Origin of the sequence: Halobellus sp. Atlit-38R (assembly GCF_003665925.1) — an archaeon.
GTDB classification, from domain to species: domain Archaea; phylum Halobacteriota; class Halobacteria; order Halobacteriales; family Haloferacaceae; genus Haloquadratum; species Haloquadratum inordinatus.
The window spans coordinates 21086-46687 of record NZ_QXIJ01000013.1; the positions used below are offsets into that span (position 1 = coordinate 21086).

Annotated in this window: 30 protein-coding genes; 12 read left to right on the forward strand and 18 right to left on the reverse strand. The window is 64.5% G+C overall.

The window, feature by feature from the left end; genetic code table 11:
• Positions 1–94 precede the first annotated feature (94 nt).
• Entirely contained in the window at positions 95–1702 is a 1608-nt protein-coding gene (gene serA / locus D3D02_RS14760; protein ID WP_121570759.1) for a phosphoglycerate dehydrogenase, read from the forward strand.
• A gap of 10 nt (positions 1703–1712) precedes the next feature.
• Here serA and D3D02_RS14765 read toward each other — a convergent pair whose 3' ends face one another.
• From D3D02_RS14765 to D3D02_RS14790, 6 genes are all read right to left on the reverse strand, one after another.
• Positions 1713–2099 (reverse strand): hypothetical protein, encoded by a 387-nt coding sequence (locus D3D02_RS14765; RefSeq protein ID WP_158599383.1) that lies wholly within the window; start codon positions 2097–2099, stop codon positions 1713–1715.
• A 99-nt stretch (positions 2100–2198) separates the two neighbouring features.
• On the reverse strand, positions 2199–3464 hold the full coding sequence (thrC, locus tag D3D02_RS14770; protein ID WP_121570761.1) for a threonine synthase: 1266 nt from the start codon (positions 3462–3464) through the stop codon (positions 2199–2201).
• Between the two features lie 55 nt (positions 3465–3519).
• Entirely contained in the window at positions 3520–3900 is a 381-nt protein-coding gene (locus tag D3D02_RS14775; protein WP_121570762.1) for a helix-turn-helix domain-containing protein, read from the reverse strand.
• A gap of 73 nt (positions 3901–3973) precedes the next feature.
• Positions 3974–4213, reverse strand: coding sequence for a hypothetical protein (locus D3D02_RS14780; RefSeq protein WP_121570763.1), 240 nt, complete (start codon positions 4211–4213; stop codon positions 3974–3976).
• A 76-nt stretch (positions 4214–4289) separates the two neighbouring features.
• Positions 4290–4976 (reverse strand): DUF5828 family protein, encoded by a 687-nt coding sequence (locus D3D02_RS14785; RefSeq protein WP_121570764.1) that lies wholly within the window; start codon positions 4974–4976, stop codon positions 4290–4292.
• Positions 4977–5163: 187 nt separating this feature from the next.
• Positions 5164–5376: a hypothetical protein gene (locus D3D02_RS14790; protein ID WP_121570765.1), complete on the reverse strand. Its 213-nt coding sequence runs from the start codon at positions 5374–5376 to the stop codon at positions 5164–5166.
• A 95-nt stretch (positions 5377–5471) separates the two neighbouring features.
• Between D3D02_RS14790 and D3D02_RS14795 the strand changes: the two genes are divergently transcribed.
• Together D3D02_RS14795 and D3D02_RS14800 are read left to right on the forward strand one after the other, a co-directional pair.
• A complete protein-coding gene (locus tag D3D02_RS14795) occupies positions 5472–5861 on the forward strand; it encodes a cupin domain-containing protein (RefSeq protein ID WP_121570766.1) in 390 nt (129 codons plus the stop codon).
• Positions 5861–6517 (forward strand): hypothetical protein, encoded by a 657-nt coding sequence (locus tag D3D02_RS14800; protein WP_121570767.1) that lies wholly within the window; start codon positions 5861–5863, stop codon positions 6515–6517. The genes D3D02_RS14795 and D3D02_RS14800 overlap by 1 nt, the downstream gene beginning before the upstream one ends.
• Positions 6518–6621: 104 nt before the next feature.
• On the opposite strand, the gene D3D02_RS14805 is transcribed toward D3D02_RS14800, so the two are convergent.
• From D3D02_RS14805 to D3D02_RS14815, 3 genes are all read right to left on the reverse strand, one after another.
• Entirely contained in the window at positions 6622–8427 is a 1806-nt protein-coding gene (locus tag D3D02_RS14805; RefSeq protein ID WP_121570768.1) for a carbon starvation protein A, read from the reverse strand.
• A 247-nt stretch (positions 8428–8674) separates the two neighbouring features.
• Positions 8675–9649 (reverse strand): ArsA family ATPase, encoded by a 975-nt coding sequence (locus D3D02_RS14810; protein ID WP_121570769.1) that lies wholly within the window; start codon positions 9647–9649, stop codon positions 8675–8677.
• 2 nt (positions 9650–9651) lie between these two features.
• Complete coding sequence (locus D3D02_RS14815; RefSeq protein ID WP_121570770.1) at positions 9652–9948, reverse strand: hypothetical protein; 297 nt, start codon at positions 9946–9948, stop codon at positions 9652–9654.
• A 136-nt stretch (positions 9949–10084) separates the two neighbouring features.
• On the opposite strand from D3D02_RS14815, the gene D3D02_RS14820 reads away from it, so the two are divergent.
• On the forward strand, positions 10085–11455 hold the full coding sequence (locus D3D02_RS14820; RefSeq protein ID WP_121570771.1) for a GTP-binding protein: 1371 nt from the start codon (positions 10085–10087) through the stop codon (positions 11453–11455).
• Positions 11456–11486: 31 nt separating this feature from the next.
• On the opposite strand, the gene D3D02_RS14825 is transcribed toward D3D02_RS14820, so the two are convergent.
• Together D3D02_RS14825 and D3D02_RS14830 are read right to left on the reverse strand one after the other, a co-directional pair.
• A complete protein-coding gene (locus tag D3D02_RS14825; protein WP_121570772.1) occupies positions 11487–11708 on the reverse strand; it encodes a hypothetical protein in 222 nt (73 codons plus the stop codon).
• A gap of 93 nt (positions 11709–11801) precedes the next feature.
• Positions 11802–12128: a hypothetical protein gene (locus D3D02_RS14830; protein ID WP_121570773.1), complete on the reverse strand. Its 327-nt coding sequence runs from the start codon at positions 12126–12128 to the stop codon at positions 11802–11804.
• A gap of 56 nt (positions 12129–12184) precedes the next feature.
• Here D3D02_RS14830 and D3D02_RS14835 point away from each other — a divergent pair, with 56 nt between their 5' ends.
• The 3 genes from D3D02_RS14835 to D3D02_RS14845 all read left to right on the forward strand — a co-directional run bounded on the left by D3D02_RS14835 (position 12185) and on the right by D3D02_RS14845 (position 13384).
• Complete coding sequence (locus D3D02_RS14835) at positions 12185–12367, forward strand: hypothetical protein (protein ID WP_121570774.1); 183 nt, start codon at positions 12185–12187, stop codon at positions 12365–12367.
• Between the two features lie 73 nt (positions 12368–12440).
• Positions 12441–13121, forward strand: a complete 681-nt coding sequence (upp, locus tag D3D02_RS14840; RefSeq protein WP_121570775.1) for a uracil phosphoribosyltransferase — start codon at positions 12441–12443, stop codon at positions 13119–13121.
• Between the two features lie 50 nt (positions 13122–13171).
• The gene (locus D3D02_RS14845) at positions 13172–13384 is read left to right on the forward strand and encodes a hypothetical protein (protein WP_121570776.1); all 213 of its coding nucleotides are present in this window, start codon (positions 13172–13174) and stop codon (positions 13382–13384) included.
• 43 nt (positions 13385–13427) lie between these two features.
• Here D3D02_RS14845 and D3D02_RS14850 read toward each other — a convergent pair whose 3' ends face one another.
• The 4 genes from D3D02_RS14850 to D3D02_RS14865 all read right to left on the reverse strand — a co-directional run bounded on the left by D3D02_RS14850 (position 13428) and on the right by D3D02_RS14865 (position 17838).
• Positions 13428–14279, reverse strand: coding sequence for a hypothetical protein (locus D3D02_RS14850; protein ID WP_121570777.1), 852 nt, complete (start codon positions 14277–14279; stop codon positions 13428–13430).
• A gap of 354 nt (positions 14280–14633) precedes the next feature.
• Positions 14634–15314, reverse strand: a complete 681-nt coding sequence (locus D3D02_RS14855) for a YigZ family protein (protein WP_233560671.1) — start codon at positions 15312–15314, stop codon at positions 14634–14636.
• A gap of 162 nt (positions 15315–15476) precedes the next feature.
• Positions 15477–15980, reverse strand: coding sequence for an amino acid-binding protein (locus D3D02_RS14860; RefSeq protein ID WP_121570779.1), 504 nt, complete (start codon positions 15978–15980; stop codon positions 15477–15479).
• A gap of 160 nt (positions 15981–16140) precedes the next feature.
• On the reverse strand, positions 16141–17838 hold the full coding sequence (locus D3D02_RS14865; RefSeq protein WP_121570780.1) for a Cdc6/Cdc18 family protein: 1698 nt from the start codon (positions 17836–17838) through the stop codon (positions 16141–16143).
• Between the two features lie 902 nt (positions 17839–18740).
• On the opposite strand from D3D02_RS14865, the gene D3D02_RS14870 reads away from it, so the two are divergent.
• The 4 genes from D3D02_RS14870 (at position 18741) to D3D02_RS14885 (ending at position 22199) form a co-directional block, all read left to right on the forward strand.
• Complete coding sequence (locus D3D02_RS14870; protein WP_121570781.1) at positions 18741–19382, forward strand: Era-like GTP-binding protein; 642 nt, start codon at positions 18741–18743, stop codon at positions 19380–19382.
• 5 nt (positions 19383–19387) lie between these two features.
• Complete coding sequence (locus tag D3D02_RS14875) at positions 19388–19777, forward strand: DUF2073 domain-containing protein (protein WP_121570822.1); 390 nt, start codon at positions 19388–19390, stop codon at positions 19775–19777.
• A 77-nt stretch (positions 19778–19854) separates the two neighbouring features.
• Entirely contained in the window at positions 19855–20955 is a 1101-nt protein-coding gene (locus D3D02_RS14880; RefSeq protein ID WP_121570782.1) for a Zn-ribbon containing protein, read from the forward strand.
• A gap of 437 nt (positions 20956–21392) precedes the next feature.
• Positions 21393–22199, forward strand: a complete 807-nt coding sequence (locus tag D3D02_RS14885) for a hypothetical protein (protein ID WP_121570783.1) — start codon at positions 21393–21395, stop codon at positions 22197–22199.
• Between the two features lie 129 nt (positions 22200–22328).
• Here D3D02_RS14885 and D3D02_RS14890 read toward each other — a convergent pair whose 3' ends face one another.
• Both D3D02_RS14890 and D3D02_RS14895 read right to left on the reverse strand, forming a co-directional pair.
• The gene (locus D3D02_RS14890; RefSeq protein ID WP_121570784.1) at positions 22329–22907 is read right to left on the reverse strand and encodes a hypothetical protein; all 579 of its coding nucleotides are present in this window, start codon (positions 22905–22907) and stop codon (positions 22329–22331) included.
• Positions 22908–23066: 159 nt separating this feature from the next.
• Positions 23067–23522 (reverse strand): DUF2391 family protein, encoded by a 456-nt coding sequence (locus D3D02_RS14895; RefSeq protein ID WP_121570785.1) that lies wholly within the window; start codon positions 23520–23522, stop codon positions 23067–23069.
• A 108-nt stretch (positions 23523–23630) separates the two neighbouring features.
• Here D3D02_RS14895 and D3D02_RS14900 point away from each other — a divergent pair, with 108 nt between their 5' ends.
• Complete coding sequence (locus D3D02_RS14900; RefSeq protein ID WP_121570786.1) at positions 23631–24311, forward strand: class I SAM-dependent methyltransferase; 681 nt, start codon at positions 23631–23633, stop codon at positions 24309–24311.
• 54 nt (positions 24312–24365) lie between these two features.
• On the opposite strand, the gene D3D02_RS14905 is transcribed toward D3D02_RS14900, so the two are convergent.
• Positions 24366–25601, reverse strand: coding sequence for an ABC transporter ATP-binding protein (locus tag D3D02_RS14905; RefSeq protein ID WP_121570787.1), 1236 nt, complete (start codon positions 25599–25601; stop codon positions 24366–24368).
• Position 25602: the final 1 nt, after the last annotated feature.

Sequence of the window (25602 nt, forward strand, 5' to 3'; positions counted from 1 at the left end):
ATCCGGCGAAACCTAGACAGTCGGTGACAGGCCACAGGTGGCCGTTTGCGCCGATGAAGAAACGTTTAACCACGAACCCGAGGTGGGTTAGGATATGAAGGTGCTTATTACGGATCCGATCGACGACGCGGGCCTCGAACGGCTTCGCGAATCGGGTCACGACGTAGAGACAGCCTACGATGTGGAAGGCCAGGCGCTGCTGGACGCGGTCGCGGACGCCAACGCGCTCGTCGTCCGCTCCGGGACCGAAGTGACCGAGGAGGTCTTCGACGCCGCACCGGACCTCGTCATCGTCGGCCGCGCCGGCATCGGCGTCGACAACATCGACATCGACGCCGCGACCGACCACGGCGTCATCGTCGCGAACGCGCCCGAGGGGAACGTCCGCGCGGCCGCAGAGCACACCGTCGCGATGTCGTTCGCCGCCGCGCGCTCGATCCCGCAGGCGCACGCACGGCTGAAAGCCGGCGAGTGGGCCAAGAGCGACTACCTCGGCACGGAACTCAACGGCAAGACGCTGGGCATCGTCGGCCTCGGCCGCGTCGGCCAGGAGGTCGCAAAGCGCCTCGACGGCCTCGGGATGAACCTCGTCGCCTACGACCCCTACATCAGCGAGGAGCGGGCCGACCGACTCGGCGCCGAACTCGTCGAGTTCGAGGCGTGTTTAGAGCAGGCGGACTTCCTCACCGTCCACACGCCGCTGACGCCCGAGACGGAAGGGATGATCTCGACCGACGAACTCGAACTGATGGGCGGCGGCTTCCTCGTCAACTGCGCCCGCGGCGGCGTCGTCGACGAAGCGGCGCTCGCTGAGGCCGTCGACGCGGGCGTCCTCGACGGCGCAGCAGTCGACGTCTTCGCGGACGAGCCGATCTCGGAGGGGCACCCGCTCTTGGCTGTCGACGACGTCGTCGTCACGCCGCACCTCGGCGCGTCCACCGAGGCGGCACAGGAGAACGTCGCGACGTCGATCGCCGACCAGATCGACGCGGCGTTCGCGGGCGAGCCCGTGATGAACGCGCTGAACGCGCCGTCGGTCGACGAGAGCGTCTTCCCGCGCATCCAGCCGTACATCGGCCTCGCCGAGACCGCCGGCAAGATCGCCGCGCAACTGCTCGACGGTCGGATCTCCGAGGTCGAGGTCTCCTACGAGGGCGACATCGCCGAGGAGGACGTCGAACTCGTCACTGCCTCGGGGCTGAAAGGCGTCTTCGAGCCGCTGGAGTGGCAGGTCAACGCTGTCAATGCGCCGCAGATCGCCGAGGAGCGCGGCATCGACGTGACCGAGTCCAAGCGCCTCCAGTCGGACGACTTCCAGAGCCTCGTGACCGTCAGCGTCGGCAACGAGGACGAGACCCTCAGCGTCTCCGGGACGCTGTTCGCGGGCGACGACCCGCGCATCGTCCGGATCGACGGCTACCGCGTCGACGCGATCCCCCACGGGAAGATGCTCGTCGCACGCAACGCCGACAAGCCGGGCGTCATCGGCTTCATCGGCTCCGTGCTCGGCGAACACGACATCAACATCGCAGGGATGTTCAACGCCCGTCGCGACGACCGCGGCGGCGAGGCGCTCACCGTCTACAACCTCGACGACCCGGTCCCCGACGAAGTCGTAGAGCGGATTCTCGCCGACGACCGGATGATCGCCGTCAAGTACCTCACGCTCAACGGCGAAGACGACGAAGGCGAAGACGAGTAAGTCGCACCCGCTACAGCAGCGACGGATCCTCAGAGGTATTCCGCACCGCGGCGAGTCGACCGACGACGGCGTCGACGAGACGCCCGGGCCGCGTTTCGGCACCAGCACCCTGTTCTGCGAGTTCTCTGTTCGCGCTTTCGAGCCGACGTTCGTAGTCGTCGATGGTGTACCCGTGCGCCAGTCGGCGGTGGTCGAGATCGCACGCGAGTCGTTCAGCCTTCCGTTCGAGCCGCTCGTTTCGTTCGCGTAGCCGCTGGTTCGCCCGTTCGAGTTCGACGATACGGTCCAGAAGGGCCGAGGCGTCGAGCGACTGGACTCCGCCGTCGGCCCGCGATCCCGGGTCGTCAGTCGCCGAATCGTCCCCGTTCACTGGTGGCTCGGAAGATGCGGAGGACATACGTGTGAATTGGTGTCACACGACTAAGAAAACCCGTCAGACACAGGACAGACGGTCGTCGGCCGGTATAAGCGTCGAAAGAGACAGAGAGGCGAGCGCTCAGTTCGCGCCGATGAGATCGAGAACCGCCTGCGTGTCGTTGGCGACGGGTTCGGGCTTGCCGCCGGCCTCGAACGCCGCGTCGGGGTCTTTCAGGAGGTGGCCGGTGGTGAGACAGACGACGTCCTCGTCGGCGTCGACGACACCCTTGTCGCGGAGTTTCTTGAGGCCGGCGACGGACGCTGCGGAGGCGGGTTCGACGCCGATCCCTTCGCGCGCGAGGTCGCGCTGAGCCTCGGTGATCGCGTCGTCGGAGACGGCGACGGCGGTGCCGCCCGTCTCGCGGATGCCGGGGAGCGCCTTGGGCGCATTGACGGGGTTGCCGATTCGGATCGCCGTCGCGCGCGTCTCGACGTGGTCCCAGCGCTTGGTGTCTTCCCACCCGTTCTCGATGGCCTCGACCATCGGCGCAGCGCCCTCGGCCTGCACGCCGGTGAGCATCGGGACCTCCGAGGGATCGAGCGCGCCGGACTGGACCAGTTCGCGGAACGCCTTGTAGAGCGCGGAGGTGTTGCCCGCGTTCCCGACGGGAAGGACGATCCGGTCTGGGAAGCGGCCGTAGTCGTCGCGGAACTCCTCTAAGATTTCGAGGCCGATCGTCTTCTGGCCCTCCAGTCGGAAGGGGTTCAGCGAGTTGAGGAGGTAGACCTCACCGAGCTTGGCGAGGTCCTGAACGATGTCGAGGCAGGCGTCGAAGTTGCCGTCGACTTCGAGGATGCGCGCGTCGTGGAGCGCGGCCTGCGCGATCTTTCCGGCCGCGACCTTCCCCGATGGGAGGAGAACGAGCGTCTCCATCCCGCCGCGAGCGCCGTACGCCGCGAGCGCGGCCGAGGTGTTCCCCGTCGAGGCGCACGCGAGGCGGCCGACGCCGAGTTCCTTCGCGACGCGGACGCCGACGGTCATCCCGCGGTCTTTGAACGAGCCGGTCGGATTCATTCCCTCGTGTTTGACGCGGAGCGTCTCGACGCCGATCTCCTCGCGGAGGCGCGGGGCCTCGTGCAGCGGCGTGTCGCCCTCGGGGAGGCTGACGCCCTCCTCGAACGGGAGCGCGGCGCGGTAGCGCCAGACGCCGCTGCCCTGGCCCTGGAAGTCCTCGAACGTCGGCGGATCGGCGTAGCGGACTTCTAGCAGATTGCCGTCCTCGCCGGTGTAGCGGATCTCGTCGAACGGGGCGTACGTCTCGCCCGTCTCGATGTCAGCGAGCCAGACGCCGTCCTCGGCCACCTCGGGGGCGTCGGGCGTGGGTGCGGTGAGTTCGAGGCTCATTGTCGTATCCGTCGTATTCGGCCGTGAAAAGGAGGGTGGTTCGCGTGCGACGTCATCACGCCGCGTCCTCTCGTCCGTACTCGTCGATGCTCCGGTGGACGCGGTCGACCCACTCGTCGAGCGCGGCGTGGAGCATCTCTTTCGCCTGCGGGAGTTCGGTGGCCGTATACTGGTAGATGTAGCCGCCGGAGTCGAGGAGTCGCCGTTCACGCTCCGCGAGGCCCTTCTCCATCAGCGTCGTCAGCGAGCGGTTGACGTTGCTCCGGTCGCGGTCGAGGAGGTCTGCGAGTTCCGCGACGGTGCTTCCCGGACTGTCGAGCAGCGTGAGATACGTCCGGCTCTCGTGACGCTGGATCCCGAACACGCAGGCGAGCACCTGCTGGAACCCCGGCTCTTCGGTCTCCAGGAGGTCGCTCATCTCTGGTACGTCGCTCATACTCCTCAGTTCACCGCCGCCACGACTAAAGTCCCGCGTCGTCGGCAGCCTCGGTAGAGGCCGAGAGCAGGGATCACTCGGTCCGTCCGTACCCCATATTCTCGATGCACGTGAGCATCGACTCCTCGTCGGGGTGTTTGTGCAGCGTCGTCGGTGTATCGCAGTAGTACATCTCGCCGTCGTGCCGGAGCGAGAGCTCGTGCGTCCCGCCGAGCAGTTCCGCCTCGACGACGACGCGGCGGCCGTCCTGGAGCACGTCGAGAATCTCCCGGCCGGTTAGCTCGCCCGATTCGATGCGGAGTGGCGCTGGCATACGCCCTCATTCGTCGCCAGGGATATGACTATTGTCGGTGCGAGAGGGCAGACCAGATCCCGGAAAGAACGAGCGATTAATTGGTGGTCGAACGGGACCGATCCTCGGATTGGGGCGGTTCGACGCCTTCTGCGGCCTCGACCGTCTCGGTCTGCTTTTCGGTGTCGACGTGCCAGCGCGTCACCTCGTCGTCGAACTCGCCGAGGCGGTCGCTGACCTCCGCTTTCAGGTCGTCGTCGTTGACGTTCACCTCGAAGATGAACGAGACTTCGTCCTCGCCGCGCGTGGACTTCTGGATGTTGGCGCTGACGAGTTCGTTGTCGAAGTAGTAGGGGGCCAGTTGGGTCATCACCCGCTGATAGACCGTGTTCTCGACGCGCCGGAGCGCGCGGCGGCCCGCCGAGTCGGCCGCGCGCGCGACGTAGCCGAGCGATTCGGACCACCGTTCGACGGCGCCGTCGCTGTCGCCCTCCTCGACGTGCTCGTAGGACTCCGACAGCCGCTCGCCCGCAGTCTGGAGGTCCTCGTCGGGCGCTTTCCCGGCTTTCTCCCCCTCGCCTTCGGCGACGCTCGCCTGGGCGGCGGTCTTCTTGCTGACGTCCTCGCCGAGCCGTTCGTGGGACTTCGGTCGCCACTCGTCCCACTCCTCGAAGGCCTCGCCGTCGACACCGGCGTCGCGCAGGGCACGCGTGATGCGCTCGCCGTGTTCGACGACGTCGCCCCAGGTCCCCCGAACTTTGAATCCGGAGACACTCTCTTCCATCGTCTCGGACGAGGTAGGAACGGCTAAGTATAAAACTCTACTCCGCGACGTGCGGGCGTTCGACAGGGGAGAACGGCTACCTATTCGCCCGCGAGTGCCCGGCCTGATCGGGCAAATCGCCAGGCGACAGCGGCGTGTGGATGCTACTGCGGCGACGCTTCCTCGGTCTCGCGGACGATCGGTCGACTCAGCGCTCGCCGTGGACGAACCGCGTGGCCGCCTCGTCGAGGCGACGCACGAGACTGCCGAGCCACGCCCCCGGGGAGGCGCGTCGGAGCGCGTCGTCGTCGACTTCGATACGGTCGCCGTCGAACGGACCGTCGCGACCGGAGTCCGTCGCGTCGACGACGGTGGACATCGAACAGCGGCCGCAGGATTCAGCACTGTCGTTCGTGCGCATCGGTACTCTATCAAAGGCGCGGAACAGACATAAAAATCGGGGACGACCGGACGGGTCCCGAGCGGCTTTTGTGTCTGTGTGTGAAGCGTACCCGTATGGGATACCACGTGGTCGACTCCGAGACGGTCTCGCCCGCCGACGGGCGGCCGTGTGAACTGCGGCGACTGGGCGGCGCAGCCGGGCTCTCGAACGTCGCGGTCAATCGCTTCCGGGCCGAACCGGGCGAGCAACTGCCGCTGAAGTACCACTATCACGAGGAGCAGGAGGAGGCGTTCTACGTCCTCGCGGGTACGATGCACGTGGAGACGCCCGAGGAGACGTTCGTGGTCGACACCGACGAGCTATTCGCCGTCGACCCCGAGAGCCCCCAGCGAGCGTACAATCCGGCGGACGCCGACACCGACCTCGTCGTCCTGGCGATCGGCGCACCGGCCGTCGACGGCGACGCCGTCGCGTACGACCCCGCGGAGTCGAGCGCGGAGTGATGTCTGAGGACTCCGCGGAAGCGTTCGATCCGACCGAGGCCGCCGAGGCGGCGGGAATCGACCGCGACGAGATCCCGGTGTGGGACGACGAGTACCTCGATCGGGTCTCGGATCGGCTGATGTTCAACTACGACCTCTCGAAGGACGAGACCGTCCGCGGCGAGCGGTTCCCGCTGTTCGCGGAGATGCGGATGGAGAGCCAGAAGCACTTCTTCCACCCGTCGCTGGAGTACGCGAACCACCAGCATCGGGAGTTCGTGTTCGCGCGCCGTCTCGCCCGCCCGACGGTGGCAGAACTGGAGCGGCTCGTCGAGTTGGGCCACGACCTCGCCGACGACGAGGCGTGGGTCGAGCCCGACGAGGAGCACTTCGGGACCGACTTCACGTTCGTCCTCGTCGCCGAGGAGCTTCCGCCGGACGTGGCCGAGTTCGTCGCGTCGTTCAAAGACCGGACGCTGCTGAAGTTCGGGTACTACGGTCACTACGAGATCGGCCTCGCGGTCGTCGTTCCCGAGCGCGAGGAGATCGTACAGAGCGAGAGCGCGGCGGCCGCCGAGGCGTTCGCGCTCTGGCGTGACGTTCCACCGGCGGACGAAGGGACGATCCTGGACCGACTGCGCGACGCGGTGGCCAAGCGGCTCGATCCAGGGCAGTAGGACGGGACGACTGGGAGAGCGGTGAGTAGACACTGGGTGGATCGAGAGCGCAGAGCGAGAAGTAAACAGAGAGGAGACCGAGCGAAAGACCCCGCCGCGTGCGGTTAGTCGTCGCTCGGCGAGAAGCCGCCGGACTCCTCGCCGTCGCGGATCGCACTGATGTTCGAGTAGCCCATCCGGACTAGCGCGAGTCCGAGATACACCAACACGAGCGCGAGGACGATCTGTGCCACCGCCGACAGCATCTGGACGAGCGACGCACCCGCCATCCACGTCGGATCGAGGAACTTCGCGTAGAGGTTGCTGTAGAAGGCGAGCCAGAGCAGCCCGGAGACGGTGATGACGACCATCACGGCCATCGGGCCGCCGGTGCTGATGAGCTGTTTCGAGTCGTCCCAGTTCGCCAGCCACACCGTCGCCGTCAGCAGCGCGAGCGCCGCCAGAAGCTGGTTGGCACCGCCGAAGAGCTGCCACAGCGTCGCCCACGAGCCGCTGGCGATGAGGATGTACGCCGGGATGGTCTGGAGCGCCGCGTTGCCGTAGCGGTCTGCGGCGAACGACTGCACCGAGGATTCGGGCGTGCCGATGATCTCCTCCATCATATAGCGGCCGAGGCGAACGGCCGTGTCAGTCGACGTGAGGAGGAAGCTCACGAGCACGAGCGCCATAAAGGGCCCACCGAAGGAGGTCGGGATTCCGAAGCTCGTGAGCAGGATGCCGCCGCCGGTCGCGAAGGTCGGGAGCGCGAGGCCGATCCCGCCGCCGACGTCGGGCGCGACGAGCGCGACGGTGATGAGCGCGACCGTCGCCAGCAGCCCCTCACCGAGCATCCCGCCGTAGCCGATCGGACGGGCGTCGCTCTCGCGGTTCAGCTGTTTCGCGGTCGTCCCCGAGGAGACCAGCGAGTGGAAGCCGCTGATCGTCCCGCAGGCGATCGTGATGAACAGGAGCGGGAAGAGCGGGGCGCCGTTGCGGCCGATGAAGCCGTAGAACGGTTCGAGGTTGGTGACGAGCGGTTGGCTCGACGTACCGAGGATCGTGCCGACGATGACGGCGAGAAGCGCGCCGCCGACGCCGGTGTACAGGAGGAACGAGGAGAGGTAATCACGCGGTTGCAGCAGCACCCACACGGGGAGTGCGCTCGCGACCGCACCGTAGACCAAGATGATCGGGATCCACGCCGCCGTGTTCGCGCCGAAGGCGCCCGCCGCCGGGAGCCACGACAGCTGCGAACTGAGCAGCACGATCGTTCCCGCCGGGTATTCACCCGGGACGAGCGCGAGCGGGTACTGGATACCGACCCAGACGCCGGCGAACATCAGCGCGACGAACAGGCCCGTTCCCGCCAGGAACGGCAGGTCGAACTGGTAGAGCCACGCGCCGAGCAGGATCGCCAGCCCGATGTAAATGAGGCTGGCCGTCGCCGCCTGCGGGTAGGCGTTGAACACGATGGCGACGACGAGCGCGAACACGGCCACGACGAGGATGATCGTCAGGAACGCGAACCACAGCAGCATATTCTTGCCGCGTTCGCCGACGTACTCACCGATGATGTAGCCGATCGACTTCCCGTCGTGGCGGAGACTCGCCGAGAGCGAGGAGAAGTCGTGGACGCTTCCCATCAGGGGGTTCCCGATGGCGATCCACGCGAGCGCCGGAACCCAACCCCACAGGACGCCGGCCGTAATCGGGCCGACGATCGGGGCACCTCCCGCAATGCTCGAGTAGTGGTGTCCTAAGAGAACTGGCTTCTTCGCTGGCACGTACTCCTGACCGTCTTCGTACTTGTGCGCGGGCGTCTCGCGGCTGTCATCGAGGTCTACGAACTGGGCGAGGTACTTCGAGTACCCCAAATACCCAACCGAGAACAGTGCGAGAATCCCCACGACGAGCCAAATTACCTGAACCATATTGTGGTAACTCCACACGGCACCATGGGTAGATAGCGTATAATCTTAACGATCGTTAACCTGATATGCGGGAGACACGACGCTGAACCACGTCAGCTAGGAGGTTCTGTAGTGTCGAAACCGAAGAGTCGCGGTCGGGCCGACAGCGGTCGTCCCGGTCCGGGGCTCGTACTGTCGGCAGGAGTTCGTGACTCATTTTGGAACCCACGGGATGGCAGTACCCTTCACATCGTGGTGTCCGGCAGCATCAGTCCGCCGACGCCGACGGCCGATCGACGTCGATGTCGAGTTCGGCGGCCACCGTGTCCAGAAGGCTGCCTTTCACCTCGGAGACGCGTGTCTCGATCTCGGCTACGACCGGCGGACCGAACGAGTTGTGGAGTTCTTCGAGGTGCTCGCGCTCTGTCGCGACGCGGTCGCGGAGGAACCGCGCACCGCGGCCCTCCTCGTCAGGATCCGGTTCGGGCGTGAGTCGGTTCACGGCCAGTCCCCGGACGTCGAGGCCGTAGGAGTCGAGTTCGTCGATCGCGCGGCGCGTCTCCCGGAGCGAGAGTTCGTCGGGGTTGACGACGAGGACGAACGCCGAATCGTTCCGCAGTTTCCTGCCGGCGAACTCGAAGCGTTCCTTTCGAGTCCGGAGTCGGTCGAGGATCGGGTCGCCATCCATCATCCGTCGGGGCTCGGTGTTCCCGACGGCCGCCCGCTCGTAGAGGTCGATCGCCTGCTCGCGCTTGTGGGCCAGGCGGTCGATCCAGCCTTCGAGCATCTCGGGGAGCGAGAGCAGTCGCAGCGTACCGCCGGTCGGAGAGGTGTCGAAGACGATCCGATCGTACTCGTCGGCCTCTCGCATCACCTGGATGAAGCGGTCCATCAGCGCGGCCTCGTACGCGCCCGGGGTCTGGTGGGCCATCTCGATCTGGCGATCGATCTCGTTGACCATCGCGGCGCTCACCTGATCGCTCATCGCGCGCTTTGTCTCCATCAGGTGGCGCTCGGTCTCGGCTTCCGGATCGATCTCCATCGCGTCGAGACCGTCGACGCCGTCGACGGCGGTCGGACTGTCGTCGAACTGCTGGTCGAAGACGTCGGAGGTGCTGTGTGCCGGGTCGGTCGAGACGATCAGCGTGCGGAGATCCGAGCGCGCGGAGGCGAGCGCGTACGCCGAGGAGACGGTCGTCTTGCCGACGCCGCCCTTCCCGCCGAAGAACACGTGCTTACGCATCGTCAGAAGTGGTACTGCTGGCCCTTTCGTTCGAGGAGCGAGCCGCGATCCCACATCCGGCGCTCCCAGGATTCGAACTCGTCTTCGAGGTACGGAAGCAACTCCGCGGTGTAGTACGATACTGGCGAGGGGATCCCGAAGGCCTCCGGGAAGCACGCGAGCATAAAGGTGTCTTCGAGGTCCTCTGCTTCTTTCTCGATTTTCTCGTAGGCAGGGTGGGTGATCATTCCGTGATAGAGACCGCGGAGCCACTCCGAAAGGTGCGCTCGGAACCGTTCGATCCGGTCAACCAGCGACATAGCGCGAGGTACGGTCTCCGAGATAAAAGCATATCGCCCGGTGGACGCAATCACGGTCCGCAATCACGGCCGTACGAAGTTGGCCGTGGTCGGGGCTCGTCCGGACGTTGAAATAGTGGGAGCGCCCAGAGAGAGTATGTCGCTGTCGTCGGATCAGACGCCCGTGACGATTCTGAGCGGGAGCCTCGGCGCGGGAAAGACGACGCTCCTCAATCGCCTCCTGTCGGGTGCGGGCGATCGAGACGTCGCCGTCCTCGTGAACGATATGGGTGCGTTGAACGTCGACGCAGACCTCGTGAGCGAGGAGTCAGAACTCACCGTCGCCGACGGGCAGGTGACGGAACTGTCGAACGGCTGTATCTGCTGTGAGCTCCGCGACGATCTCGAAACCGCCGTCGTGCGATTGGCACAGGAGCGTTCCTTCGACCATCTCGTCGTCGAACCGTCGGGGATCAGCGAGCCGGCACCGGTGGCACGCCTGTTCACCGGCGGGTCGCCCGCGGCGGCGAAGTACCGCGTCGACGCGGTCGTCGCCGTCGTCGACAGTCGGCTGTTCGCGGATACGTTCGGCCCCGACGGGGAACCGACAGAGACAGTCGCCGAGGGCGGCGACGGCGAGCGACGGCCGCTGTCTGACCTCCTCGTCGAGCAGGTCGAGTTCGCGGACGTCGTGGTGCTGAACAAGACGGACCTCGTCGACGACGCGGAGCGAGAGCGCGTCGAGCGCGTGGTCCGAACGTTGCGGCCGGACGCACGGATCCTCGCGACCACCTACGGCGACGTCGCGATCGACGACGTGCTCGGCGTGGACCTGTTCGACCCGGGTGCGGCCGCGGAGAAAGCAGGGTGGAAACAGGCACTGGACGCCGCGGAAGGTGCAGATGGCGATGGAACGGACGGACGTGGGCACGGCCATAGCAGCGACGAACACACCGCCCACAGCCGCGACCACCACGGGCACGACAGCCACGGACAGACCGACCAGAGCCACGATGGCCACGAACACGCCAACCACGCCGATCACGAACACACCCACCCCGAGGACGACTACGGCATCACCTCGTTCACCTACCGACGGCGGCGACCGTTCCACCCCGAACGCATCGCCGCCGTCCTCGCGGACCTTCCGGCGTCGGTGTTGCGGTCGAAGGGGCACCTCTGGGTCGCCGGACGCGAGGAGACGCACCTGACGTTCAGCCAGGCGGGCGCGTCGGCCAGCGTCGAGGCGACGGGGCGGTGGATCGCGAGCCTCCCCGAGTTCGAGCAGCGAAGCTACCGGAACAACCGATCGGACCTCGGGTACGAGTGGGACGAGACGTGGGGCGACCGGCGAACCGGCCTGGTGTTTATCGGGCAGGATATCGACGAGTCGGCGCTGATCGACCGCCTCGACGACGCGCTACTCACCGACGCGGAGTTCGAAGAGGAGTGGGAGACACTCTCGGGGCTCGATCGCTACCCGACCGAGCCCGGCGAGACGGTCGTCCTCGCGAGTCCGGGCGAGTGAGGCGATGGGGTCCGACCCGGACCTCCCGGCGTTAGCAGGCGCAGCCAGTCGATCCGGGCGACCGTTCGAGCTCCATCTCGTCGCCGCACTCCGGACAGGTCGGCGACGCGCCGTCGGCGACGTCGCGCGCCGGAATCCGTTCGGCGCAGTCGTGGCACCAGTAAGACCCACGCGTCGACGACGTGGCATCACCACGGTTCGGTGATTCCGTCGAAGCCGCGAGTGCGTCTCTGATCGTTCCGAGCAGTCCCATATCCGACGTAATCCGGCGCAACAGTGTTAATTCCGCGTCGCTCGTGCGTGCGGGTTGGGAAAGCGCAGTGGGACAGTCTCTGAAGAGGTGCGGTCACCCGCCGCTCGCGAACGCGAGCAGACTCAGGAAAGTGAGGACGGCCCCGAATACGAGCGCCCCGTAGCAGATGCGGCGGAAGCGGAGGTCCGGCGGGAGTTCGCGGCGGACGGTCGGGTCGACGGTCCAGACGAACCGTCGATACGCCCACACCGTCGTCGCGAGCGCGGCTGCGACGGAGACGGCGAGGCCGCGGGGCCAGGGCACGGCGAACGCATCGAGATACAGCGGCCCGAACGAGAGGCACAGAAGCCACGCGGAGCCGGCAACGACGACGAACGGCACCGGGTCGACCGGGTCGCCCTCACGATTTCGGACGGACACAGTTGGCGTTCGGCCGCCAGCACAAAATATGTGAAGGCCGGGAGCGAGAGCCGAGTATGGAGACTACTTCGCAGGGCGATCCACGGGTGCTCTTCGTGATGAACCTCGTGTTATCGTCGCTCTTTGCGACCGTGGTCGTCTGGGGGTTGGATCTCGTCGGCATCGCGGCGTTCACGCCGGTGAACGTCGGCTCGTTGGCGCTCGTAATTATGGCGGTGACGTACGTTATGACCCGCTGAGGCCGGCCTCAGAGTCCCTCGGGCGCGCCGCAGACCCCCGGAGTTATGTGGATCCGAAGCGGCGACTGTACCTATGGCCATCGAAGATCGCGACGACGCGTATCTGATCACGCACGCACTCGCCAGAGACACGCTCTCGCGACTCCGCGACGTCGGGACCGAGCAGGTCGCGTTCCGGAAAGGGCTCGTCAAGCTCGGTCGGATCTGCGGCTACGAGATCATCGACGGCGCGATGGAGACCGAGTACGTCACCGTCGAGACGCCACTGACCGAGACGACCGGCGAGCGCGTTCGGGGACTGGACGACGTCGTCATCATCAACGTGTTGCGGGCGGCGACGCCGTTCGTCGAAGGACTCCTGAAGGCGTTCCCTCGCGCGAAACAGGGCGTGATCAGCGCCGGCCGCGACGAGAACGCCGGGATGAACGACGAGGGAGAGTTCCCGATCTCGATCGACTACGTGAAGCTCCCGGAGATAACCGAGCAGGACACCGTCATCGTCGCCGATCCGATGCTCGCGACCGGCTCGACGATGTGTGCCGTCCTCGACCACGTCACCGAAGTCGCCGAGACCGAGCCCGCAGACCTGTTCGTGCTCTCGGCGGTCTCAGCACCTGACGGACTGCTCCGCGTCGGGGACGAGTTCCCCAAAGCAGACCTCCTGACAGTCGCCATCGACGACCACCTCGACGACGACGGATACATCGTGCCCGGACTCGGCGACGCCGGCGACCGGGCGTTCCGGACGACCTGAGAACCCAGACGACGTGAACACCTTTACCGACGGGTCGCACAGGGACACGTATGACCGGCAGCGAGCCCTGTGACGCCTGTGGCGAACCGATCGAAGAGCCGCTCGCTCGGACCATCCAACTGAACGTCGATCGCTCGGAAGTCGATAGCCAGCGCCTCTGTCCCGGCTGCTTCGCCGACTGGATCGAACGCTATCGAATGGAGATGCAGCCACGGGCCCGCGAGGACGTCCACGACGCCGACGCGGACATCATCGTCGACTGAGAAGAAGCGCGTTTCGGGCCGGCGGATACGGGGGCCGGCACGCTCAGACCGGATACACGCGTCGTTCGTCCGTCGCGCGCTCGTAGATCGCAATATACGGCGTCCCCGACTCGTCGTCCGGGCACGACGAGGTCTGTTCGATCCGGAACGTCTCACCCGTCGCGTTCGCCGCGTCGAGGTACAGCGTCACCGGATACGTCTTCGACCCGAAACTCATCACGTGCTCGTTGTAGCCGTCCTGCACGTTCAGGTGGACGCGGGGCGCGGACGGTCGTTCACGGCCGGGTTCGGACGGGAGCCGATACTCGCTCCAGTCGCCAGCCGCACACGCCGCGTAGTTCGGCGTCTCGACGCGTTCGGGGAGCGGCGTCGGATTGGTCACGACGACGGAGGCGACGCGGAGATCCTCACGTGGTGATTCAGCAATCTCGATCTGACTCTCCGGTTGGAGTTCGTACGCGAGCCCGCCGGTCGCAACATCGACAGCGAGGACGACGACAGCCAGCACCGCAACCACACCGAGGAGCGACGCCGCCTGTCTCCCGGTGAGGAGGTGATTTCGGTCGTCGAAGCGGGTTCGGAGCGCGAACAGCACGGCCGCGAGGAGCAGCAGTCCGAGGACGGTGAGTTCGCTGCCGACGTTGAACGTGTTCACGATCTCGAAGAAGAGTCCGACGACAGAGACGACGACGACGCCGTATCCGAGCAGCGTCAGTTGAGCATCGTCGGTTCGCTGGGAGATCGCGAGCACGAGCGCGAGGAACAGAAAGACGATCGCGACCTTCGAGACGGGAGAGTAGTTGAACTCGACGTTGAGAATGAAAAAGAGGACCGCGAGCGTGGTGAGAGCCGCCGCCGCGCCGTTGAACAGCGTTTCCGAGTCGATATCGACCATACGGCGCGCTTCAGCGTCCGGCGGCAAGTATCTCCGGGTGAAACAAAGGGGCGTTTCAGTTACGAGAGCCGAACGATTCTATCGATCCTCTCCTAAATCGCCTAGATCGAACCCCTCTATTTCGTCTCGAACGTCGTCGCAGTCGGTCGAATATTGTATCAGAAATGGCTGGCGAAAACCACCCCCGAAACCCTCGGGAGTCTACCTGTGAGACAGGTACTCACCCGGAGACGTCGCGGCCGGTATATCTGCGGACGTCGCGGCCGGTGTCCCAGGGACACGACGTCTGATGTGGAAAACCGGGTGCGGCGAGGAGAGAAAGACCGGCGACGTATTATGGGTGCCGCCGACGTATTATCGGTTCTCGATCTTCGCGCGCCCGCTGGTCGCGCTACGGATGCGATCACGGAGATCAGAGGCCTCGTCGACGGGCGCGCGGATCTCGAAGAAGACATCGGCTTCGTAGGCCGCGTCGAACTCGACGGCCGCGCTTTCGAGGAGTCCGCGGACCGTCCCGGAGTCGTCGTAGGCGACGGTGACGTCGAAGCGCTCGTGCGGCACCCTCTCGACGACGCCCGCGTCGTCGACGGCGTCTTTCACCGCTCGCGAGTAGGCGCGAGCCAGTCCGCCGACGCCGAGGTTCGTCCCGCCGTAGTATCGTGTCACGACCGCGACGACGTTCCGGACCTCGCGCTGGACAAGGACGTTGAGCGCGGGCTTGCCCGAGGAACCGCTCGGTTCACCGTCGTCGGACTGGTACTCGCGGAGCATCGTCGCGGCGGACGACCGAGTGCCGGTGCTGCTGGCCCCGTCTCCCCCGGCTGCTGGCACCCGGTACGCGGGAACGTTGTGCGTCGCGTCCGGGTGGCGAGTGCGGATCTCCTCGACGAACGATTCGGCCTCCGCGACGGTGTTCGCGGGCGCGATGTAGCCGATGAACTCGGAGCCTTTCACCTCGAAGCGGGCTTTTCCGGGTCCGGCGACAGTCCGGAAGGCGTCAGCGCGGGCGTCGGATCCGCCGGCAGCGTCGGTCACAACACGTGGTAGGCCCGGCATCGTTCAAAAGGATTCGCGTCGGTGGGTCACGAGAGACGAGACGTGATCGCGAGACGAAGCGGAAAGCGGGAGGCTTGAACCGGGAATCGAGAAGCGGAAAGCGGGAGGCGGGAGCAAGAAGAGGGGAGCAGAAAGCCGGGGTCACGCGATGCTGATGCGGCGGACGAATGCGAGCCCGGAGAGTTCGTTCAGTAGATCGCCGGGAATCGGCTCGTCGGTGACGATGTAGAGCTTCGGCTCGTCGGTGAACTCGGGGTCCTCGCTGATCGTCTGGCGGATCGAGATGTCGCGGTCGGCGATCCGAGAGGTGACTTCGGCGACGATACCGGACTGCTCGGCGTCGTTCGGCTCGATCGTCAGCACCGACAGATCGAGCACGGGCGCGAGATCCATCAGGCTCGGGATCGACGAGATGTTCTGGAAGATGCGTCTGAGTTCTTCGTCCTCGAGGATTGCCGTCGTCGTCGAATCGACGACGCGCCGGTCGACGTCGATCTCGCGCGCGATCCCCGTGTTCGGGATCTCGATACCGCCGGAGACGACCCGCCCGTCGTCGTTGACCGAGAAACCACGTTCGAGGAGGAGGCGGATGACCGCCTGCTGACTCGGACTTCCCTCGAACTTCTCCATAATCTCGTCGAACATCCGTCAGAAGGGTGCGTCGCCAAGGCTATTATAGTAGCGTTTGGCGGGCAAGAGCGTTTGTCAGGGAAGACCAAAGGGCACCGTTTCGGGTGGAAACTGCCCCGCGGGTGGAAGCGGGGATTCTGGTGGAAACGGGCGTTCCACCCGAAATCAGGGGTGTTCAGTTATCGAACCGCGCCTGGACGAACGGCTGGGCGTTCTCGATGTCGCCGAGTCGGGAGTCAGAGAGGAGGACGGCCTCGGTTTCGTCAATCGGGACCGACAGCGAGATCTCTTTGGTCCGGCCGTAGCGTCCCTTGGAGACGACGACGGCGTTGACGATACCGAGCATATCGAGTTCCGAGATGAGGTCGGTCACGCGGCGCTGAGTGAGGACGTCGGCGTCGATCTCCTCGCAGAGTCGCTTGTAGATGTTGAACACCTCACCCGTGTTGACGTTGTGAACGCCGTTCTTCTCCAGCAGAATGGTGGCGAAGAGGACGATCTTCGACTGCGTGGGGAGCGTCCGGACGACTTCGACGACGCGATCGAGTTCGATCTTGTCCTGGGCCTGCCTGACGTGGGCCTCCTCGACGGTGTCGGCCTGACCGCGTTCCGCCAGTTCTCCCGCGGTTCGGAGCAGATCGAGCGCGCGGCGAGCGTCGCCGTGCTCCTGGGCCGCGAAGGCGGCACACAGCGGGATTACGTCGTCGGTGAGCGCGTCGTCTTTGAACGCGACGTTCGCGCGGTGCTGGAGGATATCGCGGAGTTGATTCGCGTCGTAGGGCGGGAAGACAATCTCCTCCTCGCCGAGGCTGGATTTCACCCGGGGATCGAGGAAGTCGGTGAACTTCAGATCGTTCGAGATCCCCATAATCGAAATCCGTGAGTTGTCGAGTTCGGAGTTCATCCGCGAGAGGTTATAGAGCGTGTCGTCGCCGGACTTCTCGACGAGTTTGTCGATCTCGTCGAGCATAATCACGACGACGCGCTCCTCGTAGTCGACGGCGTCAAAGAACGTCGAGTACACGCGGTCGGTGGGCCACCCCGTCATCGGGACGGGTTCCATCTCGTCGTGATCGGATTCGAGCTGCTCGATTCGGTCCGAGACCGCCTCGACGGTGTCGAAACGGGTTTCGACGAGGGCTGTCGCGTCGTCGGCCGCGCGCGAACGGAGCTGTTTCAGCTCGTCGAGTTCCGTCTCGATGACCTCCTGGTTTTTCTCGATGAATTTGTTCGCGAGCTGAGCGAGAACACGGTACTGGGTGTCTGTCACCTCGCAGTTGATGTACTCGACTTCGCAGGGGACGTCGTACTTCTTCGAGGTCGATTCGAGTTCCTGGCTGACGAACTTCGCGCTGGCCGTCTTTCCAGTACCCGTTTTCCCGTAGATCAGGATGTTCGACGGCGTTTCGCCGCGGAGCGCCGAGACGAGAATCGTCGCCATCTGATTGATCTGCTCGGTACGATGAGGGAGTTCGTGCGGCGTGTAGGAGGGTCGGAGAACTTCTTTATTCTCGAAGATCGGTTCGCCGGAGAGGAGGTCGTCGAAGAGTCCCTGGCTGTCGCCGTCGTCGTCGAGAACGACTTCGTCGAGACTCACGTCGGTCGATCCGGCCGCAGAGTCCCCGACCCCGATCGAACTCGCGTCCGTCGGTCCGATGCTCTCTTCGATGTCGATGTCCTCGGCGGTGACCGGCTCACGATCCGTGGAGTCCTGAGCGGCACCGTCTCGGTCAGTCGATTCTCCGGAGTCTGTCGACGGGTTGGCGTGCTCCGGACGCGACTGAGTGCCTCCGTCGGAATCCGTGCGACTCTGCGTGCTATCGGTTCGACCTTCAGGGTCGTTCCCATCGCCGGGTTGCGTGTCCTCGTCCATCGGTGAAACCCCCCTATTTCGACTGGAAATCACACGCCCACCGTCGTTAGATCGGATGTTACGCCGAGAGAAAACGAGATTGCACCGGTTCCCTCTCAGCGACGTGTCCAGTTGATGCAGACGAAGCAGAGGAACACGTGGCACAAAAAACTTGCCTCTTTCACACCAGCTGGTGCCTCGGCGATTTGTTTGTAAACCCCTAAAATTACATTTCAGATCCTCTAACGACCCTCAGACGGGTATGAGTGCTGTGGGTACCACGTAGTTGTAGAGTGGTTTCACCCTAGTTACCAATAGAAAGTAAATGTAAAATAAGCAGAATTTTGAATTTGATCGCTGGATCGTTCGGCGGTCGTGAGAGGCGGTTCCCGACGCTCCCGGAGGAACGCAACTGGATGTGGGAACGTTTCCCCCGACTCCTCGCCCCATCCTCGCCCCATCCCCCGCCCCCCACCCCTTCGTTTCGGGTGGAACCCGAGATACAAAGGGAGGGGGGTGCCAAAGGAGCCTATAAATATCGGTGGTTTTATCTCTTCCTAGCTTGAACAGCATCCGTACTGCAGTAAAGTAGTTAATTAATCCCTATACGTTGTTTAATTTTATTGGGACTAGAAACATTTTCTAGTGGTGCGTCTGCGCGCACCGGTCGTCTTCGGGGTGTTCCAGTTGAAACGAAGGGGTGGGGGTGTTCGGCCCGGCATTTGCATCGACCCGTCGACGACTTCGGCCAACACCGTCACCCGAATCCCACCGAAGGCGACAAATTCGGAGCAACAGACGGCGAACCCCGTTTTCGTATCACATTTCGATGGTGCGTCTGACGCAGTGTTTAAGTGAACACGCGAATGTGGTACCTCCATACGCCCCTCCACGAAGCGGATCGGGAGGCGCGGGAGGCCAGGATGGGACTGTTCACAGAACTTAGAGACAGCATCTCACGGGTCGTCGACCGGATGTTCTCCGATGCCGAACCGAAGCGGATCGGCATCTACGGACCACCGAACGCCGGGAAGACGACTCTCGCAAACCGCATCGCACGTGACTGGACCGGCGACGCCGTCGGTCCGGAGAGCCATATCCCGCACGAGACCCGACGCGCGCGCAGGAAAGAAAACGTCGAGATCGAACGCAACGGGAAGACCGTCAGCATCGACATCGTCGACACGCCGGGTGTCACGACGAAGGTCGACTACAAGGAGTTCCTCGAACACGATATGGAGAAAGACGACGCCGTTCGGCGCTCACGCGAGGCGACCGAGGGCGTCGCCGAGGCCATGCACTGGCTCCGCGAGGACGTCGACGGCGTTATCTACGTGCTCGACAGCACTGAGGACCCCTTCACGCAGGTCAACACGATGCTCATCGGTATCATCGAGAGCCAGGACCTGCCCGTTCTCATCTTCGCGAACAAGACGGACCTCGACGACTCGAACGTCCAGCGCATCTCGAACGCGTTCCCCCAGCACGAGACGGTGCCGCTCTCGGCACTCGAAGGGAACAATATGGACGAAGTCTACGGGAAGATCGCGGAATACTTCGGGTGAGCACGATGCCAGAAGTCACACCAGGAGATTCCGGAGACGGCGTCCAGATCGACCTCATCAGCGGCGCTCGGATGGAGGGACTGACGAGTATGGAGAAGATCCGACTCATCCTCGACGGCGTCCGCGACGGCAACATCGTCGTCCTCGAAGAAGGCCTCTCACCTGACGAGGAGTCGAAGCTCATCGAAGTCACGATGACCGAGATCAGCCCCGACGAGTTCAACGGGATCGAGATCGAGACCTATCCCCAGTCGGGCAGCGCCAATCAGGGATTTCTCGGCCGCTTGATGGGCAAGGAGTCGACGAAGAAACTCACGGTTATCGGCCCCGCGAACCAGATCGAGACGCTCCACAAAGACGAGAATCTCATCAGCGCGCTGGTTTCTCGGAAGTAATGACCCCGCACTGTTCCTTCGGCTGCCGAAATCCGGCGCCGCTCCACCCGAAACGGACCCCTCCACAGTAACCACAGATGCCTCACGAATGCACAAACTGCGGACGCGTATTCGCCGACGGATCGAAAGAGATGCTCTCGGGGTGCCCGAACTGCGGCGGCAACAAGTTCCAATTCCGTCCCTCGTCCGCGACAGACACGGGTGTAGACGATCGGACGACCCCCACAGGAGCAGACGACCGGACGACTCCCACGGGGGAAGACGATCGAAGGACGGAGCGTCAGCGACCCGACGCGGACCCTTCATCCAGTGGAACGGAACCCGTTCGTGACACATCGTCGCCGACCGACGACTCGAGCGGGTCTAACGCTTGGCGTGAGGCCGCCGAACGTGTGCTCGGAAAAGGATCGGACGAAACTACGGATTCGTCCGAACCGGACCGACAGGAGCCGTCTCGACAGTGGGTGAATCAGCGCCGCGACGAGCCGTCTTCGTCGGGTCGAGACACTGCGCCCGACAGAACGCGCGCGTCGGAAAGTACCGATCGGACGCACGCGACGGAAAGTACCGATCGGACGCACGCGACGGACTCTCAGGGGCGACCCCGCCACTCCGAACAAACCAAGGGGCAAACACGTCCGGGCGATACCGACACCAGTTCCACCCGGAACGATACCGACACCAGTTCCACCCGGAACGATACCGACACCAGTTCCACCTCGCCGCCGTCGGATACGGGCGACGAAGCGAGTCAGCCAGGTACGACAGAGGCCCCATCTACCGTCAGTCCGAAAGAGAACACGGCGCAGGCGAGCGCCCGCAGCGAGGTCGTCTCGCCCGACGAAATCGCGGCAGCGAGTCCGGACGAACCCGACACCGTCGCGCCCGCTGAGACGCCCCCGGAAGCCACTTCGGACTCTGACGGACCGCCGACCACCTCCGAAGGACGGGTCATCGAGCCGTCGAGCGACGAACGTCCCGACCTCGACGAACTCCGCGAAGAACTCAACGAGCAGTTCGAGAGCATCCGCATCGTCGCTCCCGGCGAGTACGAACTGAACCTGATGGAGCTGTACGACCGGACCGAATACATCATCTCACTGCAGGAGGACGGGCGCTACGTCATCGAAGTCCCGGACACGTGGGACACGACGCCCGGCGGCGCCGAAGACGCCTAGTAGGTCGACGAGCGTACGCTGACTCTTCTTTGTCCTCGCAGCGGCGGATTGAAGCATTTAAGCGCCCCCGCTGACAGGGTGTCACTATGAGCCAAGCGACGAAGATCGTTCTCGGAACCGTCGGTGTGTCGGCCGTCCTCGCGATCGCAATCATATTCGCGCTCGCGTTCGGGTAACGTCCGCAGCGCGTTCCAACACGCCGCTTTTCCGTTGGCTGCACGTTCAACTCATAGGGATTATCGTAACTGTTCGGAGATTCTCGCCGTATCGTCCGGCGAGAAATCTATCGAGACTTCGGATAATCCCTATCAGAGCCACGCGGCTCCGATCGGTACTCACTATTTCGGTTCGACTGCACGAACACATCTCGACTGCACTCGCTACCCTCACCGGAGTCGAGACGGGGGCCTGAAGGCACCGCGTCCCCAACTCCGGATATGTTCGACCGACGCGACCTCGCCGACGACGTCGCCGCCGTCCGCGACGAGCACGCACCCGACGCGCTCGTCCTCGACGTCGCGGCCGACTTCGAGACCATCCCGCCGGCAGCCGCGGAGGATCTCGGCCTCCTTGCGGACGGACTCTCGCCGGCCTCGTACCCGAGTAACTGGCTCCCGGAGAATGCGCCGAGCGCCCTCGTCACCTACGCGAGTTCGGATTTCACCGTCGGGATGCCGGGCGACGGCACCGTCACGTGGACGAGACAGACCGCCCCGCCGACCGTCCTCGTGAAGAAACGCGCGGAGGGTACCCCGACGGAGTTCCTCGATTTCCTCCTCGCGGAGGCGTTCGTACAGATCGGAACCGACGCTCCCGAGCACTTTCTCCCGTTCTTCGGCGAGCAGTACCGTGAACTCGACCGTGTCGTCCCGCTCGGCCCTGCGGACGTCTATCAGATCGCTGCCGCGCTCTACGACGCCTGGCTGGGACTCCAGACCAGAGAGACGTTCGCCGCGTGGGAGAGTACCCAACCGCGTCTCTTCGACGCCTGGGAAGACGCCGGACAGCGATTGAAGGGTCGACTTTCGACGCTCCCTCGGGCAGTCGCGCGCGGGCAGACGTCGTTCGCCGAAGCCACCGAGTACGCCTGCTCTGCGATCAAACACGACCTCGGACTCCCCGCTCCGTTCGCCGCGCTCGACACGCAGATGTTCCTCGAACACGGCGCGGAGTACGGCGTTCGATGGGCCGAAAAGACCTTCGAGAAACTCGAAGAGGGTTCCGACCGCACCGATCAGTCCTGACCGGTTCGCATTACGCTACAGAGTACGAGCCCTACTCTCGGAACCGACTCATAGGGATTATCGTAACTGTTCGGAGATTCTCGCCGTACCGTCCGGCGAGAAATCTATGGAGACGTACGATAATCCCTATCAGAACTCGGCGGTGACCTCGCCGCTGACGTCGAGTTCGACGACGGCGTCGAAGAGGTCGCGGAACTGCTGGATCGTCTCCTCGTCGTGGACCTCGTTCGAGAGGTGGAACAGGCCGACGGCGTCGTGTTCGTCGAGCAGTTCGAGGAGTCGCTCGCTCGCTTCGTACGCGCCGTCGACGTCCGCGTAGTAGGCCATCTCGGTCACCGAATCGACGCTGATCCGTAGCTTTCCGTCGTGGGACTCCAGGAACTCCTGTGTCTGTGCGACGATTCCGTCCAGGTCGTCCGGTGCCGAGACGTAGTGGACGTGGTCCGTTCGTCGACGGGAGTAGCCGCGCTCGACCGACAGCGTATCGAGGACGACCGCCTTCTCCTCGTCGACGTCGTAGTGTTCCAGTTTCTGCTCTACCTCGCGGGCGGTGGTTCGTGTGGAGATTACCAGGAAGTGGTCCGTATCTGTCTTCAGGAAGTCCGTGTCGATGCGGTCCGTCTCACCAATGCTCGGGTGCAGCAGTAGAATACCCGTTCCGCCAGGGATCGAATCCGGTGCGTTCTCGATGGCGAGGTTGTAATCCATACCCGTAGGTCCGGCCCCGCTGACTTAATCGTGCGGGGGATCAGATTTGGAGGAGAGGAAAGGACCAGATCCGGAGCAGGGAAGAGATCAGATCCGGAGCGAGGAAGACCTGTCTGGATCGAACGTCTCGACCGCGCCGACCGAACTCGGTACCCGAACTCAGTACAGCGAGTCGGCAGTCGCCGCGCCGATGACACTGAATATCGCTCCGATACTGACTGCTTTGAGCGTCGCGTCGATCCGCGCCGGATGGACGGCGACGTCGAAGACGACCATCGACCCCGACGCAGCGGAATCGAGGAACGTCGCCGGAGCGTCGAACGCGAGCGCGAGGACGACGACGGAGAAGTATGCCACGGCGATGAGCGAGACGAACCGCAGGGGAACGCCCCCGACCTCCGTCTCTCGGTCTGGGTCTCTGTCGTCGGCCTTATACAACGCGCCGTACCCGACGGTGAAGACGATGAAGACGGTGAGAAGCGCCTGTAGCGACGACATACTCTGAGCTAACACCCACACCTCCTCGGTGACCACGAACGGCCCGGCGAGCAGGAACCCCCCGACGATCTGCTGTGCGGTGTCCGACAGCGCGAACCGACGACGACGTCCGACCATACCTACTTTCTCCCCTCTCCCTGCATATACCCCGGCCTTACTCCAGACCGGGGTGCGAACGCCACGCGAAACCCGACGCTTCTTGTTCGGGGCGGTCGACGCACCCGTATGAGCGTCCGAGCCGAATTCGACGCCTGGGCGGCGGAGGGCCGCGACCGGGGAATGGAGGAGCGACACTGGCACACCGCGAAACACGCGCTCGCCCGGATGCCGATCGAGTCCGGCGACACTGTCCTCGACCTCGGTTGCGGGAGCGGCTACGCCGGTCGCGCACTCCGAGACACGCAGGATGCCGGCCGAGTGTACGGTCTCGATGGATCTCCCGAGATGGCGCACAACGCGCAGTCGTACACCGACGATCCGAACGTCGCCTACCTCGTCGGCGACTTCGACGAACTCCCCTTCGCGGACGACAGCGTCGACCACGTCTGGAGTATGGAGGCCTTCTACTACGCGTCGGACCCCGAGCACACGCTCGAAGAAATCGCCCGGATCCTCCGGCCCGGCGGGACGTTCTACTGCGCCGTGAACTACTACGAGGAGAACGTCTACTCCCACGAGTGGCAAGAACGGATCGACATCGAGATGACGCGCTGGTCCGCCGACGAATATCGCAAAAAGTTCCGCGAAGCAGGTCTCCACGTCGCCGAACAGGACTCGATTCCGGACCGCGAGATCGAGATTCCGCCGGCCGAGGCGTTCTCCACCGACGACTGGGAGTCGCGAGAGGCGATGGTCGAACGCTACCGCACGCACGGCACGCTTCTCACGGTCGGCGTCGCGCCGTAGCGACTCCGGTGTCGCCGAACGCAGCGAGGCCCATCCCGCCGGACGTAGCGAATCCTATCCGCCGCGCTCGACGTCGACCACGTGGGCCGCTGTCGCGTCGAACTCAATCCGGACCTTGCCGGAGAGGGGGTTCGCCGACCGAACGGTCAGTTCCCGGTCGTTCCACCGGAGATAGGTTCGCGTCGACTCGCCGAGGAACTCCGTGCCGGACACCGTCGCGTCGAGAACGTTCGTCTCGGTGCCCGTTCGCGCCCTACTCGACTCTCCATCCATCTCCTCTGAGCCACTCGCGAGCACCCGCATCTGTTCGGGCCGGACGCAGAACGCGACTCGGTCGTCCGTTTCGACTGCGTTCTCTGTTACAATCGTGATCGCTGTCCCGCCGACGTCGAGTTCGACGCGCTGAGGCCGATCGGCGGTCTCATCGCGTTCTTTTCCCCACCCGGACCCCTCCGTTTCAACTGGAGATTTGCCTTCTACAGCGACTGAATCCCGGCTTTCTTCGAACTCGTCAGCCGCTCGACTCGAAACGACGCGGCCCTCGAAGACGTTGTTGTCGCCGACGAACTCGGCGACGAAGCGGGTCTCCGGGCGTCGGTACACCGCCTGCGGCGTTCCCACTTGTTCGACTGCGCCGTCGTTCATCACGGCGACGCGGTCGGAGATGGCGAGCGCCTCCTCCTGATCGTGGGTGACGTAGAGCGTAGTAATCCCGAGCGTCGATTGGATCTCTTTGACCTGTAGCCGAAGTCGCTCGCGGAGTCGGGCGTCGAGCGCGCTCATCGGCTCGTCGAGCAACAGCAGATCCGGGCCGGGAGCCAGCGCCCGCGCGAGCGCGATGCGCTGTTGCTGACCGCCGGAGAGCTCCGTCGGATCGCGGCCGCCCGCATCGGGGAGATCGACCAACTCCAGCAACGACGCCACGCGCTCTTCTCGGCTCTCGCCTCCCGGCGGGTCCGAAAACCGGAGGCCGTAGGCGACGTTCTCCGCGACCGAGAGGTGGGGAAAGAGCGCGTAGTTCTGGAACACGACGCCGACGTCCCGCTCTTCGGGTGGCACGCCGCGCATCTCGCGGCCCCCGAACCGAATCGACCCCGTACTCGGTGCCTCGAAGCCGGCGACGAGGCGGAGCGTCGTCGTCTTCCCACAACCGGAGGGGCCGACGAGCGTGAAGAACTCGCCGTCCTCAACGTCGAGGTCGACGCCCGAACGCCCGTCACTCTCGTCGCTCCCTCCGAGCGCGACCGTCTCACCGTACTCCTTGCACACGTTCTCCAGTGTCAGTTGCATC